General features: G+C 60.1%; 16 protein-coding genes and 1 tRNA gene. 11 read left to right on the forward strand and 6 right to left on the reverse strand.

Annotated features, from left to right (window positions below; genetic code table 11):
- Positions 1 to 89 precede the first annotated feature (89 nt).
- The 6 genes from NB311A_RS21930 to NB311A_RS22910 all read left to right on the forward strand — a co-directional run bounded on the left by NB311A_RS21930 (position 90) and on the right by NB311A_RS22910 (position 4,514).
- Positions 90 to 197 (forward strand) — tRNA-Val (locus tag NB311A_RS21930).
- A 158-nt stretch (positions 198 to 355) separates the two neighbouring features.
- On the forward strand, positions 356 to 1,246 hold the full coding sequence (locus NB311A_RS08550; protein WP_009798121.1) for a transposase: 891 nt from the start codon (positions 356 to 358) through the stop codon (positions 1,244 to 1,246).
- 96 nt (positions 1,247 to 1,342) lie between these two features.
- Entirely contained in the window at positions 1,343 to 1,612 is a 270-nt protein-coding gene (locus NB311A_RS08555) for a hypothetical protein (RefSeq protein WP_131522896.1), read from the forward strand.
- A 38-nt stretch (positions 1,613 to 1,650) separates the two neighbouring features.
- Positions 1,651 to 2,742 (forward strand): IS5-like element ISNisp7 family transposase, encoded by a 1,092-nt coding sequence (locus NB311A_RS08560; protein WP_009797950.1) that lies wholly within the window; start codon positions 1,651 to 1,653, stop codon positions 2,740 to 2,742.
- A gap of 1,134 nt (positions 2,743 to 3,876) precedes the next feature.
- A complete protein-coding gene (locus tag NB311A_RS08565; RefSeq protein ID WP_009798123.1) occupies positions 3,877 to 4,077 on the forward strand; it encodes a hypothetical protein in 201 nt (66 codons plus the stop codon).
- Positions 4,078 to 4,382: 305 nt separating this feature from the next.
- Positions 4,383 to 4,514 (forward strand): hypothetical protein, encoded by a 132-nt coding sequence (locus NB311A_RS22910; protein ID WP_256365412.1) that lies wholly within the window; start codon positions 4,383 to 4,385, stop codon positions 4,512 to 4,514.
- A 422-nt stretch (positions 4,515 to 4,936) separates the two neighbouring features.
- On the opposite strand, the gene NB311A_RS08570 is transcribed toward NB311A_RS22910, so the two are convergent.
- From NB311A_RS08570 to NB311A_RS08580, 3 genes are all read right to left on the reverse strand, one after another.
- Entirely contained in the window at positions 4,937 to 5,386 is a 450-nt protein-coding gene (locus NB311A_RS08570; RefSeq protein ID WP_245256971.1) for a hypothetical protein, read from the reverse strand.
- Positions 5,387 to 6,130: 744 nt separating this feature from the next.
- Positions 6,131 to 6,385, reverse strand: coding sequence for a hypothetical protein (locus tag NB311A_RS08575; RefSeq protein ID WP_040674524.1), 255 nt, complete (start codon positions 6,383 to 6,385; stop codon positions 6,131 to 6,133).
- Between the two features lie 189 nt (positions 6,386 to 6,574).
- The gene (locus NB311A_RS08580) at positions 6,575 to 8,020 is read right to left on the reverse strand and encodes a caspase family protein (RefSeq protein ID WP_116394742.1); all 1,446 of its coding nucleotides are present in this window, start codon (positions 8,018 to 8,020) and stop codon (positions 6,575 to 6,577) included.
- 449 nt (positions 8,021 to 8,469) lie between these two features.
- Here NB311A_RS08580 and NB311A_RS08585 point away from each other — a divergent pair, with 449 nt between their 5' ends.
- From NB311A_RS08585 to NB311A_RS08605, 5 genes are all read left to right on the forward strand, one after another.
- A complete protein-coding gene (locus NB311A_RS08585) occupies positions 8,470 to 9,696 on the forward strand; it encodes a GNAT family N-acetyltransferase (protein ID WP_009798130.1) in 1,227 nt (408 codons plus the stop codon).
- On the forward strand, positions 9,693 to 10,634 hold the full coding sequence (locus NB311A_RS08590; protein ID WP_009798131.1) for a JmjC domain-containing protein: 942 nt from the start codon (positions 9,693 to 9,695) through the stop codon (positions 10,632 to 10,634). The genes NB311A_RS08585 and NB311A_RS08590 overlap by 4 nt, the downstream gene beginning before the upstream one ends.
- Positions 10,635 to 10,784: 150 nt before the next feature.
- Positions 10,785 to 11,273 carry a GNAT family N-acetyltransferase gene (locus tag NB311A_RS19705; RefSeq protein WP_165475245.1) on the forward strand — a complete coding sequence of 163 codons (489 nt, stop codon included), beginning with the start codon at positions 10,785 to 10,787 and terminating at the stop codon, positions 11,271 to 11,273.
- Positions 11,274 to 11,402: 129 nt separating this feature from the next.
- Complete coding sequence (locus tag NB311A_RS08600; protein ID WP_009798133.1) at positions 11,403 to 12,086, forward strand: site-2 protease family protein; 684 nt, start codon at positions 11,403 to 11,405, stop codon at positions 12,084 to 12,086.
- Positions 12,087 to 12,112: 26 nt separating this feature from the next.
- A complete protein-coding gene (locus NB311A_RS08605) occupies positions 12,113 to 12,550 on the forward strand; it encodes a hypothetical protein (RefSeq protein ID WP_009798134.1) in 438 nt (145 codons plus the stop codon).
- Positions 12,551 to 12,607: 57 nt separating this feature from the next.
- Here the strand turns inward: NB311A_RS08605 and NB311A_RS08610 are convergent, their stop codons facing one another.
- The 3 genes from NB311A_RS08610 to exbB form a co-directional block, all read right to left on the reverse strand.
- On the reverse strand, positions 12,608 to 13,402 hold the full coding sequence (locus NB311A_RS08610) for an energy transducer TonB (protein WP_009796922.1): 795 nt from the start codon (positions 13,400 to 13,402) through the stop codon (positions 12,608 to 12,610).
- A gap of 3 nt (positions 13,403 to 13,405) precedes the next feature.
- Entirely contained in the window at positions 13,406 to 13,876 is a 471-nt protein-coding gene (exbD, locus tag NB311A_RS08615) for a TonB system transport protein ExbD (RefSeq protein ID WP_009796322.1), read from the reverse strand.
- Positions 13,877 to 13,880: 4 nt separating this feature from the next.
- On the reverse strand, positions 13,881 to 14,500 hold a 620-nt coding region (gene exbB / locus NB311A_RS08620; protein ID WP_009796321.1), incomplete at its 5' end, for a tonB-system energizer ExbB.

Raw genomic sequence — 14,500 nt, forward strand, 5'->3', positions numbered from 1 at the left:
TCTGCAGCATTATCGTGCGGCATGGTCATCAAGATGCACAAGCAAAAACGCCCCACCGGCCTTTCGGCTGGCAGGGCGTTTTTGTGTGCGGAAGCGTGGCAGAGTGGCCTATTGCAGCGAGCTTACCCCTCGCCGGACCTTTGGGCGTCCATACCCCTCGCAGGGTCCCGTCAGTTCGAATCTGACCGCTTCCACCATCAAACCAGTGGGGCCGTCGCCGTTGGAGCGGTAACGACCCCTGATCATCAACCCCGGGATCGGGCCCCAGAGAAAACGACCTACTGGAATATACGCTTTGGAGAGCGGATTTTCCAGAACCGTCGCAGCCCTTTCCTCAGTACGGATTGGGCCCGTCATGAACGTTCTCTCCCGCGATCAGCAAATTCAGATCATCGCCTGCCTCACCGAAGGTCAGAGCATCCGCGCCACTGAGCGTCTGACCGGCATTCATCGCGATACCATCATGCGCCTGGGCGCTCGCGTTGGTCGCGGCTGCGCGGAACTGCATGACCGCATGATGGTCGGCGTTCGCGCTGGCCGTTTGGAGCTTGACGAAATTTGGGGCTACGTCGGCAAGAAGCAGAAGCGCGTCCAGCGCCATGAGATCGCGCACAAGGGCGACCAGTATACGTTCATCGGAATGTCCGCCTCGGCTAAGGCGATCATCAGCTACCGTACCGGCAAGCGCGATAGCGAAAACACGGACCTATTCATTCAGGATTTGCGCGAGCGTGTGATCGGTGCGCCGGAGATCAGCACGGACGGCTTCCACCCCTACAAGAATGCTATCCGTGACGCTTTCCATGGCCGCGCCCATCATGGCGTGATCGTAAAGACGTACAGCGTAACGAACCTTGCCGTAAAAGAGGCTGCGCGGCGATACAGTCCGGCTGAGGTAGTAGCGGTAGAGCGTGATGTAGTAAGCGGTGCTCCGAGTCACATTTCAACGTCTTACGTTGAACGGCAGAACCTGACTCTCCGCATGACGCAAAAGCGGTTCGCGCGGCTCACCAATTGCTTCTCAAAGACGCTCGCGAACCACGCCGCAGCCGTCAGCCTGTACGTCACCCATTACAATCTCTGCCGCGTCCATGAAGCTCTGCGGACCACGCCAAGCGTTGCCCTTGGCGTTTCGGATCGCGTTTGGACCATTGGGGATTTGCTGGACGCCACGCTGGCGATTGAGCCGAACCGGCCCGTCCGCGTGAGGCGGAATTTCACAGTAATCGACGGCGGAAAGGTTTAAACCAGATCAAAAACAAAGAGCCCCTATACGGGGCTCCTTTCCTTCGCTTTAGCTTTGATAGCAGCGACTCTGGGGTGAACTTTCGCACCGCTTCGCTTGGCTATCCGCACCGCCTCTTTGCTACTGATGCTTAGCTGCTGCCTCAGCGAGGCGATCTCTGAGGCACTGAAGAAGGGGGACCCCGGGCCGGTCTTCGAGGCTTTGGTGCCCGAAACGGACAAGGATTTCTCCTTCAGTATCTGTAAGGCACCGCGCATCATGACCGATTTCCCTTTCCCAGAAGCTTCCAAGTTCCGCGCCGTACAGATCGTGCAATTCTTGCCATCTAGCAGGCTGTTGAAAAAGCCAGTCGCGGCCGAGCTGTGAGCATGATTTATTGCTCCGAAGCGATTTGGAGATGATGAGTGCGCGGTGGTGACAATCTGACTGGCGAGCTGTTCAGCTACGTTGATCTGGAGGCGCGGGTTCGACGCGACCACCCGCTTCGCGCCATCCGGGTCACGGTGAACGAAGGGCTTGTCGCTTTGGAGCGGGAGTTCGCGGCGCTGTACTCGCCACTCGGGCGGCCGTCGATCCCACCCGAGAAGTTGCTCAGGGCGATGCTCTTGCAGGCGTTCTACTCGATCCGCTCGGAGCGGTTGCTTATGGAGCGGCTGGAATACGACCTTCTGTTCCGCTGGTTCGTGGGCATCGGCGTCGACGATCCAGCCTGGGACCATTCGGTGTTCTCGAAGAATCGCGAGCGGCTGCTTGAGGGCGACATCGCGGCCAAATTCCTGAGTGCGGTGCTGGCCCAGCCCAAGGTGAAGAAGCTGCTGTCGACAGATCACTTCTCGGTCGACGGCACGCTGATCGAGGCCTGGGCTTCGATGAAGAGCGTCAAACCGAAGGACGGCTCTGGCGAGCCGCCGGCCGGCGGCGTCGGGCGCAATGCCGAAGCCGACTTCCACGGCCAGAAGCGGACTAACGACACGCATGCCTCGACCACCGATCCGGACGCAAGGCTCTACAAGAAGGGCAAGGGCAAGGAGGCGAAGCTATGCTTCATGGGTCATGGGCTGATGGAGAACCGCCACGGCCTGTTGGTCGACGCCTGCCTGACGCTGGCCGACGGACATGCCGAGCGGGTGGCGGCGTTGCACATGATCGAACCTCGCGCCGACCGGCCCCTGGCCATCACACTTGGCGCTGATAAGGCCTATGACACGGAGGACTTCGTCAATGAGTTGCGCGCGATGAAGGTGACGCCGCACGTGGCGCAGAACACGAGAGGCCGAAGCTCGGCGATCGACGGACGCACGACGCGGCACAGCGGCTATGCCGTCAGCCAGCGTATCCGCAAGCGCATTGAGGAAGCCTTCGGCTGGATCAAGACGGTCGCCCGCCAGGACAAGACCCGCTTCCGCGGCCGCGACCGCGTCGAATGGGCCTTCACCTTCGCAGCCGCCGCTTACAATCTGGTGCGACTGCCGAAGCTCATGGCGGTGCCAGCATGACCCCCCGTCCCACGGCCACGCCAAACTGCTCGACAGCTCAATCCAAATCTCATCACAACGGCGATTAAGCCATCCCGAAAGCCAGACGGGACACTTCTTCAACAGCCTGCTAGTGGCCGACAGCGCAAGCACACGATCTTGCCCGCTTCCGTGAGCCAAGACCGTGATTCCGGCGACAGTGCCGCCGTTCTCAATAATGTAACTCCGAAGTGCGGCTAATGTGCCACCCGTCGTCACCACATCGTCAACTAGTATATAGGCCACATCACGGCGAATTTCGCCTTCAAAGCAAGGCTGACATAAAAACCTCGGAAATTTCGTTAATTTTGTGCGGCCAACCCGCGCTTTTTGAACGATTTTATCGTCCACTTGAGCGTCCAACTGCACGGCAATTTCGCCCGCATATTGGATGGGTAGAGTATTTGTAACCTTAGGCCTTCGAAGACCAAATGCTCCGATGCCCGACGAATCGTCAAATGGTGGATGAGGAACCACGCAGAGTAAAGGTATTCCCTTACTCATATAATGCTCGACATCATCAACTATTCGGTCCAGCACACGGTCGGATAAACAAGATTTCACGATAATATCAGCGCTAACGTGATCGCCCTTAAACTTGGCGGCGGTGTAAAGTCTCAAGCGCTCTTTACTTCCCTGTCGTAAAGTCAGTCCGCCTCCGTTAAGGGTGCCAAGTTTGGTGCATACATAAATCGTCTCACCGCCGGCCCATAACTGGCGGCGGTGCAGAATCGCACTAATAGATTTGGTTCCACCGTGCATCCGGTCCGTCTAAAGGTTTTGCAACCAAAAGACGATATCCGCCCGCAGGTCCAGCAAGAATTTGCCCTGTCCTAATTTGCCTCTTGGAGTGTCCTAATTAGGACAGCACCGTGCTGGGGTAACCGGCTTGTTTCCGGCCTCAGTGTCCTAAGCTGACGAAGCGAGCGTCCTAGTTATGGGTGCGGCCGATACTGCCGAGCTACTTCAAAAGGAGGTCTCATTGTGTGCACTAGTGAGCAGAACTCGAAATCTAAGCATGTCTACATGAATGATCACCGCACGGCCCCGGGCATTCATCGGTGATGAGAACGCCAGTTTGCGCTCCCGCCTTCCTCTTACGGAAAGGAACGCGCCATGTCGCACCGGCGACGTTTCAAACAATCCATCTCTCTTAAAGACCGTCTATCGGCCTTCATCACGGCAATGCAAGCGAGTGCCGACATTACTCCGCCCGGCCCCGAGCGCGATGAAATGCTCAAGAAAGTGCAGGCTGCACAGACTGCCGTCGAAATCGATGGCTGGACCAACTCTCACGATCTGCAGCCCCCGAAGTAACAGTAAGGCGCCTCTTACAGGCTGTATGCAAACTGATTGGAGGCTCCGGCATTGCCTGGGCCTTTTCTTTTTCAGGTAGTTGCGGCTCGGGACGTTGATGGCGCGGAGGATGTTGCAGGCGAGGATCGAGAGGACCGTTCCCGTTCGGGTCGGGTCACCGTGAGGTTCCTGATCGTCCACCGGCCATCATTCGCTTGCATGGCGCCGAACGGATGCTCACCGGCACCGCCGTTTTTGCATCATCCGATCGCAAAATCCGAAATTCTCCTAATTTGATCTTAAGAATCTGGTGCCAGCCTACCGTGATGAAAAAGATTCTGGTGCTCGCGATCGTGCTGGTCGCAATCAATCAGTGGGATACGAATTACAATAACGGCACCTTGACCCGGGCCGGCTTTTCCCTGGCAAGGGCTCTTGGCCAATCGTTCGGCATATAAGCCATTGCCGGCAAGAAACGTTCACAACACCCTCATCGCTGACGAGCCGGCTCGAACCCAATCCGATGGCCGTCTACGTCTGATGCGATCGGCGGACCGAGGCCACCTTGCGCGCCTCGGCTTCGACGGCAGCCCCCCGGCTCGGGTGCAGACAATGTCCGCCAGAAGCGGTGTTGCCGGAAATCATCAGCACGAAGTGGAGTCGGCCGCGCCGCCAGAATCTTTTTGACTGTGCAACGCGATTTGCATTTTCTGGCGGCTGCTGGGTAGCAGGATGAATACGATGCTGGAAACAATCACCGCTGTCTTTGGAATTATGAGCGCCGGCATTTTCCTGGCTCACGCGATTGACGGCTATTGGTCGCGGCCTTAACCGGATCACGACGCCCGAGCCTGACAGGCTGCCCTGCTCCGCTTCGCCGTTACGTCTCCGCCAGATCGAAGTCCTGACGTAACCGCGCAGCCATATCCCGAACGCGTGCGCGCCATAGGCTCGGATCGGCGATCGGCCCGGCTTCCGGCTTGATCATCAGCATCGCATTCCATGGGTTCTCGCCGTAGACCGTCACCACGAATCCACGAGCCGGCGCGCCGTCAAGCGTTTGCAGCGCCTTCAAGATGATGCCCGCCAGTTCGTCCGCGGTTTTGCGGCGGTCATAGCTCTCCGGCTGGTCCGGCAGCGGCGCGGCAGATTCGGCTCCCGGACGCTCTGCCTCCGGCTCTGGCGAGGTTTCAGCGCCGAGCGACTCCTCGGAAGCGCGCGCGTTATCTTCGGACGGCTCGGGCTCAGGCGGGGGCGCATTATGGCGCGTCCCCAAGACGTTCTGGATCAGGGCCATCAATCCCTTGTCCAACCCGCTGCTGTTACCCACGTCGGTTGCTCCAGTCGATTGAGCTGTGGCACCCGGACAAAATCTGCTGCCCTCGGCCGACCGTGGATATCTTGCAGGTGTCTTAGCTCAACGCTACCCCAATCAGCACCGCAACGAGCACGCCGAAGCCGCCTAACGCAATACTGAGGAAGTTCCGGGCCAAACCAGGTTCAGTGGTCAGCATGATGTTTCTCCCGGTACGCAAAAACAGGCTTGCGTAGAATGAGCGCCGAATCTTAATCAAAACTTTCCGATTGATATTCCGTGGGGTCGAATCGGCAGCCGCGCCCGAGCCGCGTGAGGTTCGTAGCCAGCCCGGATCGCTTCACAGTGGCTTTCATCCAGCTATGGGCTCGAATGTAGAAAGTTTCATCTGTTCGAGACCAAAATCCAGTTTGAACCTTTCCCGCGATACGGAGACAGAGAAGGGGCTGGGGGATTGCACTGCCCAGTCTAGACACAACGTCACCGGGCGATCATATTCCGCTCAGGTGACGTTGTTGTTTGGGGTGCCGGTCACGTTCGAAGGCTGCGGACTCGAACGGCGGAAAACGAATGCCGTTCGGCCCGGATTTTGAAGGTTGGGGATCATCGAACTGCTTCGGCGCGACAGACTGCACCATCCGGAATCTATCGCAGGACGACGCGGCGTGGTCCACAAGGCCGGTCGGGACGCCGATGGGGCCATGCCTCTGCCGATATAACAGACATCCATGTCGTGTCATCTGGCAAACAGGAGCGTCGTCAGGGCTGCTTGCTTTTGGAACTGGTTTTGGACTGGCTTGTGTTTCGCACGCCTCCCCAGGGATCGTCGACGACCGCGGCATCGGGAATCTTTCTCAGCGAGTCCTTGTAAGCCCTTTCGATCGCTTTCTGTTTTTCGATCTCCTCCGGTGTCTTTCCAGGCTTGTCGGCAAGCATGTTGAAATGCGGCGCCTGAGCGAAAGCCGGCCCCGACACCAGGACCGCCATGAGCATGGATGCACGTAGAACCTTCATCAGAACTCCTCCCCACGGCGAATAGCATAAACGCCCGATCCTTTCGGTTTCAAGCGGCTCGCCGCTGTGAGAGGATTGAGACGCAAGAGATGCGCCGGACAATGGTTCGGGTCTATCGTTGCTGTGAGGAAACGTTGAAGCGGGATCGGCCGTCGCCGATCCCGCTCGGTGCGTGTCCGAATACGCTTCTCAGTATCGGCCGGTCGTGCCGCCCATACCTCCACCTCGTCCGGAACCGCCGTAGCCGCCGCGTCCGAACCCTCCTCCGCCGAACCCGCCAATAATGCCGATTGAGGGGATCGGCAGCGGCACGACGCTTGGTGGTGGGGGTGGTGGCGGCACGTCATCGACATAACGGGTAGGCCGATGACTGCTGCGGCGCACAGGTGCATCGACATTCCGCTTGGCTTGCTTTTTCTTTGGCCGCGTTTCGGCTTTCTTCTTTGGCTCCCGCGGCGGCGCGCTGCAAGGACAGGTCGGACCTGGCGTAGCGGCGGCAACCGCCGCAGCCGGATTGTCGGGCCGATTGCGCAGACGCTCCTCGAGCTTGCGTGCCGTCGGCGTCAGATCGCTATCGGGATAGTCGGCGAGGAAGGCGCGATATCCGGCCGCCGTATTGGCGAGGACCGCTCTATTCCAGGCTGCCATACGCCGGTGACGATCGAGCCACTGCCGCGCCTCCAGATCGAGCGGCGAGCCGGCATAGAGGCCGATAAACGCCTCATAGGCCTGGTCGCTGCCGTCACCGACAATCAGCTCGTGCGCTTGTTCAGCCGTCTTGCCTTTCAGCTCACGGCGCCATTCCGCGACCGTACGCTTGCTCTGGGAAACGGCAGCTGGCGCGGCGCCGCTTTCGGCTGTTCCAGGAAAAAACTGGAAACCGTCCGTCAGCGAGGAACTGTCCCACGGGGTCTGGCGGCCATCGGTCATCTTGTTGACTTCCAGGCGGACACGCTTGAAGGCTTCCTCTATCGATAGTCCCGGCTGCCGGCCGACGGACAACAACGCCGTCGTGTAAGGACTGTCGGTGCCCGTGCCATCTTCCGCCTCGGCGCCCGGCGACGTTGAGAACGACAGGAATGTACCGGGCGCGGCGACCTTTGCATCGACGATAGCGAGACCATGTCCCACCGTCTTGTTGATCGCGGGGAACGGGTTATTGCGGCACGCATCGAGAAGAACGATGCGCATGCGACTCGGAACCGATGTCAGCGTATTCATGATGTCGTTCAGGCGAACCGCCTGCAACGGGATATCGGCTTCCCGCTTGGGATCGAGATCAACCGGAACCAGGAAGTTCTCCCCATCGACCTGTAGGCCGTGCCCGGCGTAGAAGATCAGCGCGATGGTATCGGGGCCCTTCTCCGCGATTTTTGCCGCGAATTCACCCGCTTTCTCACGCATTTCGGTCTGCGACAGATCGGAGGCTGACAGCACTTCGAAACCAGCGTCGCTGAGCATCTGGCTCATCGCCTTGGCGTCGTTGGCCGGATTTGGCAGCGGCGTCACCGCGCGATAGGCCGACTGACCGATCACCAGCGCCAATCGGTTTTCCGCAGCAGCCGGAAGCGCCGTCAGCACCAGCAGCGCGGAGATCGTCCCGAGAACGATCGAGCGAATCATTGAAAATGTCATGGGAACAGCTCCGCGCAAATCTCTTCCAACCGTTGTCGTTTCACCAGTGGCGGTGGTTCATGGCGCGCGCATGTGTCGCATGTCAATTCAATCTTTCTCCGGTCGATCGCCCATATCCTCTCCATCCGCTTCGGCAAATTTACACGTTCGCATTTGCCCGTGATGCAAATCGCAGGATGGCCGATGATCATAGAGAAAAGACTGCAAAGGCAGGCGCTTTCGATCAGCGCCCACTGCGGACCCCGGCGGCATTGCCACCAAGACGGGAGGAATTCGGTGATCAGCTCAAACGTCGGCCTCGAGCAAGGTGAATCAACCGTTAATGCTTGGGCCAGAATCGTGGGTAACGGCCAACGCATTCTTTCGAATATTCCAAATAAACTCCACCGCCATCACCGAGGGCGCTAGGCGCCCATCACTCATGGCCATCGCGAACGGGGATTGCGTACATGGTCGATATTGCCAACTGGGCTCCGGTTCGTCGCTCATCGAGGGGCGGGTTTGCGGCGCGCTCGTCTGCGAGCGCAATACGCTGCGGAGCCGCCGCCCTTGCATCGCTCGATCCCGATCGTTGGCGATCGCTTGCCGACCGAGCTGTCGAGCCCAACGGCTATTATCTCGCCGATTGGGGGCTGCCGCTCGACGCCACGGCGCGCGACCGAACCAATGCGTCGGCGCTAACGGCGTATTCGGATCTTTCATCTGGCCAATCAGGCGCTAAGACCCTCGTCGGCCTCATGCCGGTTATTTCCGCCTGGCGAGCCTACCGGATTCCGCTTCCCCTTCTCGTCAGCGCCGATCCTTACGGAACGCTTTGTACGCCGCTGCTCGATCACGGCCTCCCCGTTCAAACCGCAGCAGCGCTGCTATGCGAGGCGCGTGCTCTCGGCCAACGCGCGCTGATCCTGCGCAACGTCGCGCTCGACGGCGCCGCCATGAGAGCCTTCATGGCAGTCCTCGAACACGACGGCATTAAACCGTATAGGCTGCATGGCCATGTGCGCGCCTGTCTTGACGCCACCCGCGAGGCGGAAGGACTGCTGCGCGAATCGTTAGGCGTGAAGAAGCTCAAAGAACTGCGGCGCCAGCGCAACCGTCTTGCAGAGCATGGCGAGGTGTCGTTTCAGGTCTCGCGCGCCACCTCCGACGTCGCGCGAGCGCTTGAAACCTTCCTCGCGCTGGAGGCCAGCGGCTGGAAGGCGCAGCGGGGGACCGCATTGATCCAGCATCGCGGCGATGCAGCCTTCATCCGCCGCGCCGTGCCGGCACTTGCCAAGCGAAATCAGTGCGAAGTCGTAACCCTGAGCGCCGGTCCGACGCCTGTGGCCGCGGGAATCGTCCTGCGCCACCAGGACCGCGCATTCTATTTCAAGCTCGGCGTCGACGAGCGTTTCGCGAAATTTTCACCTGGCGTGCAGTTGACGCTCGATCTCACGCGCCATCTCTGCGCCGATCCCGCGATTACGCTGGCGGATTCCACCGCAAATCCGGGTCATCCGATGATCGATCCGATCTGGCGCGGGCGGCTTGCGATCGGGGACGTGCTGATCCCGCTTCGCCGCGGCGATCCCACGGTTCCGCTCGCAAGAGCGGCGATCGCGCTGCGCCGGCTGCTGCGCGAACACGCACGCCGCGCCGTCCACATTCTCCGGGAACGTCAGGAGAAGAACGCATGAGCGCCTTCGAACATGCGCCGGTCATCGCCGCGGCCAACGATGCGCTTCGACGCGAATTCCCGCTCAAGCCCTTCGCGATCCGGCACGGGCTCGCGGGCCATCCGCTGTTGACGCTGCCGCGCATCGCGCAATTGGCTGCCGAGCTGCCGCGTGACCTGATCGAGTACAACTCCGGCCAGGTCGCAATCAGCCAGGATCCCGATGCGATCCCTACGGTCGACCTGGACCCGGTCGAAGTGGTGAGGCGGATCGAAACCGCCGGCGCCTGGATGGTCTTGAAACGCGTGGAAAATGCGCCGGAGTATCGCCGCCTGATCGAGGACGCATTGCTGTCGGTCGCGCGCGCGCGCGGCTTCAACAGCTTGAGCGAGGCGGGCTTCGAACAGATCGAGGGCTTTTTGTTCGTCTCATCACCGAATTCGACGACGCCGTTTCATCTCGACAGCGAGGACAACTTCTTCGTCCAGATCCACGGCGAAAAGTTTTTCACGATTTACGACAACACGGACCGCCGCCTCGTCTCGGATGCCGAGATCGAGCGTTCAATGACGAAACACCGCAATCTGAAATATGATGAAAGTTTCGCGCCGAGAGGTATCGAATTCCATATGTTCGGCGGCGACGGCTGCTTTGTGCCTTACCAGTGGCCACATTGGGTCCGAACAGCGGGATCGCACTCGATCTCGATGGCCATTACCTGGAAAACGCGCGAGGTCCGCCGCGCCAACGACCTGCACTTCTTCAACTCGATGCTGCGCGGCCTCGGCTGGCCGCAGCAACCGCCGGGCATGCAGCCCGCGTTCGATGGCGTCAAGCTGGCGTTCTATCGCGCGGGGACGACGGCGGTCCGCCCGTTGCGAACCTCGATGACGATGCGGCGAGTCCTGCGTCGCATCGCGCTCGGCAAGCGGGCGAATTACTATTTGAAAGACGCTTGAGCCGTGATCTAAGGTTGCGTCATTGTCCGGCAAAGACGGCAAGCGAGCGTCTGAACCAGTTACTGTTCACAAATTTGCTAATCTCTCCTGATCCGGCATTGAGAGAGCTGCGTACGATTAATGAAACGCAGAACTGGAAGGCAGAGAGACGTGGCGAAAATTCCGCCCGAGCATGATGGATGTCAGCACAACCCAGTCACCATTAGACAAGCCAAGGACGGCGATCTCGAGGATATCATCAAACTGGTAGAGGACGTGGTTGCTGAAACGTACGGTCATCTGTTCGAAGAAATACCCCCTGTCCCTATTGATAGGCCGTGGATCAGATGTTGGGTAGCTGAAACGGAGGGACAGATTGTCGGGATTGGCCTCGCCATTCGCGACTGGATTACTGACATGTGGGTCAGACCGCAGTTTCGGAGCATCGGTGTGGGTACGGCATTGCTGGACCGATTGGAGGCGCAGGTCGTAAAAAATCGGTACGCGACTGCTCGATTGCGGGTTGTGAGCAACAACAAGGCCGCTTTTCGCTTCTATTTACGACACGGTTGGCGCGCGTCAACCCGTTGCCCGCACGAAAGTTGGGACTTCGAAATGATCAATATGGTCAAAGATTTCAACATGAGTGGTTCGATCTGAAATCATCACGGTCGCGTTACAGGCCATCGCTCGACCCGGATCGCTGCACTGGTCGGCTCTGACCTCTCTGTCATAGCCCCGGCGACCTATGATAGGGTTCGTCCTGTCGCACCCGCACGAGGCTGTCGCTTGTCCGGCATTTCACTCTACACGCTGTCGGTCTGGGTGCTGCCGCTCGTTGTCGCCATCACCTTTCATGAGGCGGCTCACGGATTCGTCGCCCACCGGCTTGGCGACAACACCGCCTGGAAGCTCGGCCGCGTCAGCTTTAACCCGCTCAAGCACATTGATCCCTTCGGAACGGTGATATTGCCGGGCATTCTGTTGCTGACGCAGGCGCCGTTTCTGTTCGGTTACGCCAAACCGGTGCCTGTAAATTTCCGTAACCTGAACCATCCCCGCATGGACATGGTCTGGGTAGCGCTCGCCGGACCCGCCACCAACATCCTGCTGGCTTTTGTCGCGGCATCGGCATTTCACGGGCTTGGCCTGGTTCCCGGCAACAGCGCCCAATGGATGGCCGACAATCTGAAGAACGCGTTGATCATCAACGTCATTCTCGCGGTCTTCAACATGCTGCCGATCCCGCCGCTGGATGGCGGACGCGTCGCCGTCGGCCTGCTGCCGAGAGTCCTGGCGACCCCGCTTTCCCGTCTGGAACCCTACGGACTGCTGATCCTCATCGGGATTCTCCTGCTGCCGCCGATGCTCGGCCGCCAGCTCGATCTCAACCTTGACGTGATCTCCACCATCGTGAAAACAGTCACCGGTTATGTGATACAGTTTCTTTTGCTGGTCACCGGCAATATATAGAAGAGCGTTGCAAGAGGCGTAGTCAGTTGATCAAAGCTCAGGACAAGATGATTGCAAGACGTGCCGACACCAAGGCACGCGCCGACTTCGCGACCTGGAAGATGATGGTGAAGCTGAATGGCGCTTCGTCACTTCCCGCCGAAGCCCTGACATTCCTCGCAAGCTACAAGAGCCTTGCCGAAACGATGGCGGAGGCGGAGGCGAGCGAGGCGACCATCGAGCTGATTTATAAGAGTTATTACGTGGACATGGGCGGCACCGGAACGGCGCCGGACATCAAGTCGATGCCAAAAGATCCGATCGTCGACACCAGTAATGTCATGGCCTTCAAGCGCCCCTCTCCGCAACCGCTGCCAGCGGCCAATTCCTCCGCGACGAAGGCTCGGCCGCGTCTGCCGGTTGCGCTGATCTTCATCTGTCTCGCGCTGATTTACGTGGGTATCCGGTATTTTCTTCTGCAATGATGGCAGCCGCGCCTCTCTATCCGGCCGGCCGTGACAACGACGGCAGCGATGGCGGTGTCATCCCTTGCCCTTGACCCTGAAGACGACCGGCAGCGTAAAGCTCAATCCTTCGTCCGCGATCAGCGGCGGCGGCGGGGGCACAGGGTCTGAGCGGTGCACCATGGCGAGTGCGGCCTGGTCGAAGACGGGATCGCCCGATCCCTTCACAATATTCACCGACACGACATGGCCGAGGCGATCGAGCACGAAGTTAATGAGAATCTTGGCGTTCTTCTGGGTGTGCTCCGGCGGATAACGCTTGTGCTTGTCGAGGTGGGCGACCAGTTCTTTCTGCCAGGTGGCCCGGATTCGGCGCGCGCTGGCGCCGGTGCCTTGCTGCGGCGCCACCGAACGCTCCGATTCCTGTGCGTTTTCAACGCTCGGCATCGCGGTTGCTTCAGAAGCCGCCGATTCCTGCGAGGCCGAGGTCTGCTTCTCCGCCTTCTCAGGGTCCTCTTCGACCGGCTTTTTTGACTCGTTCTCGGTGACGATCCGGTCCGGATCATCGGTCTCCGTCGGCGTGTCCTTGGGCAGATCGGTTTCCTTCTCGACCGCCTTCTGTTCGGCAAGCGCGGGCGAGGCCGTCGACGCGTCGGTGTCTGGCCCGGGCGGAAGGTCGGTCGCCTCGCGGCGCGGCGAGGATAGATCGAGTCCGATCTCGATCGCCGGCGCGCCAAGATCCTCGGCCGACTCATCCGTTTGCATCTGGGCTACCGCCAGCGCCACGCAGCCGAGGTGGATGGCAAGCGCGGCGGCCGCTGACAAAACCCAAAGACGGCGGGACGGCGCTGGCTCTACGACGATCTCAGACATGGTTCAGGGCTTTGCGTTAGCCGCGGCAGGAACCGATTGGGCGTCCGGAACCCCCTCGAGCGCGACCAGCTTGATTTTGGTGAAGCCGCCCGCGCGCAGGATCTCCAGCACGTCCATCAGGTCGCCGTAAGGCACCGCACGATCCGCGCGCAGGAAGATGAAACTGTCCTTGGTCATGTTCGGCGTGCTGTCCAACGTCCGCACCAGATCGACCCGCTTGACCATCGTCTCGCCGATGGCGACGGCAAGGTCGGCCTTGATGCTGACATAGGTCGGCTTGTCGGGCTTCTTCTGCGGTGTCGCGCTCGACGTCGGCAGGTTGACCGGAAGATCGACGGTCGACAGCGGCGCGGCCACCATGAAGATGATCAGAAGAACCAGAATGACGTCGATGAACGGCGTGACATTGATATCGTGCGCTTCAGCGTAATCCTCGTCGTCGTCGAAGCCGCCTTCTGCAATCGATGCGCCCATTGATCTACTCCGCCGCGCGCGAACTGATGGCCCCGCCATGGGTGCGGTCCAGATCGCGCGACAGCAACCGGCCGGCCGATCCCGACGCCCGGCTGACGAGTTCGATATAGCCTTTCGTCACCCGTGCGAAGTGATTGTAAATGATGACGGCCGGAATCGCCGCGACGAGACCCAGCGCAGTCGCGAGCAGGGCTTCGGCGATGCCAGGCGCCACCACCGCGAGGTTGGTGGTCTGCGCCTTCGAAATCCCGATGAAGCTGTTCATGATGCCCCACACGGTGCCGAACAGGCCGACGAAAGGCGATGTCGCGCCGATGGTCGCAAGCAGCCCCATGCCGAGCCGAACCCGCCGGGATTCAGCGCGGACGATTTCGGCGAAGCTCGACGCCGCTCTCTCCTTGATGCCGGCGTCGCTGGAAATGCCGGCCGAGAGCCGCGCCTCGTGCATCGCCGAAGCCAGCAATGACGCCAGCACGCCGTCCCTTGCGCCGAGCGCCATTTGCGCCTCCGCCAGCGACCGCGATTCGCTGATCTCCCTCAGCGCCGTGCCGAGATTGCGCCGCGCAAGCGACAGCTCCACCATTTTCGCGATGCAGATCGTCCACGTCACCAGCGAGGCAAACG

Source organism: Nitrobacter sp. Nb-311A, assembly GCF_000152905.1.
Taxonomy (GTDB): Bacteria; Pseudomonadota; Alphaproteobacteria; order Rhizobiales; family Xanthobacteraceae; genus Nitrobacter.

Excerpts from the sequence above, each read along its gene's own strand:
- NB311A_RS08550 (WP_009798121.1), top strand. The coding sequence starts at position 356 with ATGAACGTTCTCTCCCGCGATCAGCAAATTCAGATCATCGCCTGCCTC.
- NB311A_RS08565 (WP_009798123.1), top strand. The coding sequence starts at position 3,877 with ATGTCGCACCGGCGACGTTTCAAACAATCCATCTCTCTTAAAGACCGT.
- NB311A_RS22910 (WP_256365412.1), top strand. The coding sequence starts at position 4,383 with ATGAAAAAGATTCTGGTGCTCGCGATCGTGCTGGTCGCAATCAATCAG.
- NB311A_RS08575 (WP_040674524.1), bottom strand. The coding sequence starts at position 6,385 with ATGAAGGTTCTACGTGCATCCATGCTCATGGCGGTCCTGGTGTCGGGG.
- NB311A_RS08580 (WP_116394742.1), bottom strand. The coding sequence starts at position 8,020 with ATGACATTTTCAATGATTCGCTCGATCGTTCTCGGGACGATCTCCGCG.
- NB311A_RS08585 (WP_009798130.1), top strand. The coding sequence starts at position 8,470 with ATGGTCGATATTGCCAACTGGGCTCCGGTTCGTCGCTCATCGAGGGGC.
- NB311A_RS08590 (WP_009798131.1), top strand. The coding sequence starts at position 9,693 with ATGAGCGCCTTCGAACATGCGCCGGTCATCGCCGCGGCCAACGATGCG.
- NB311A_RS08610 (WP_009796922.1), bottom strand. The coding sequence starts at position 13,402 with ATGTCTGAGATCGTCGTAGAGCCAGCGCCGTCCCGCCGTCTTTGGGTT.
- exbD (WP_009796322.1), bottom strand. The coding sequence starts at position 13,876 with ATGGGCGCATCGATTGCAGAAGGCGGCTTCGACGACGACGAGGATTAC.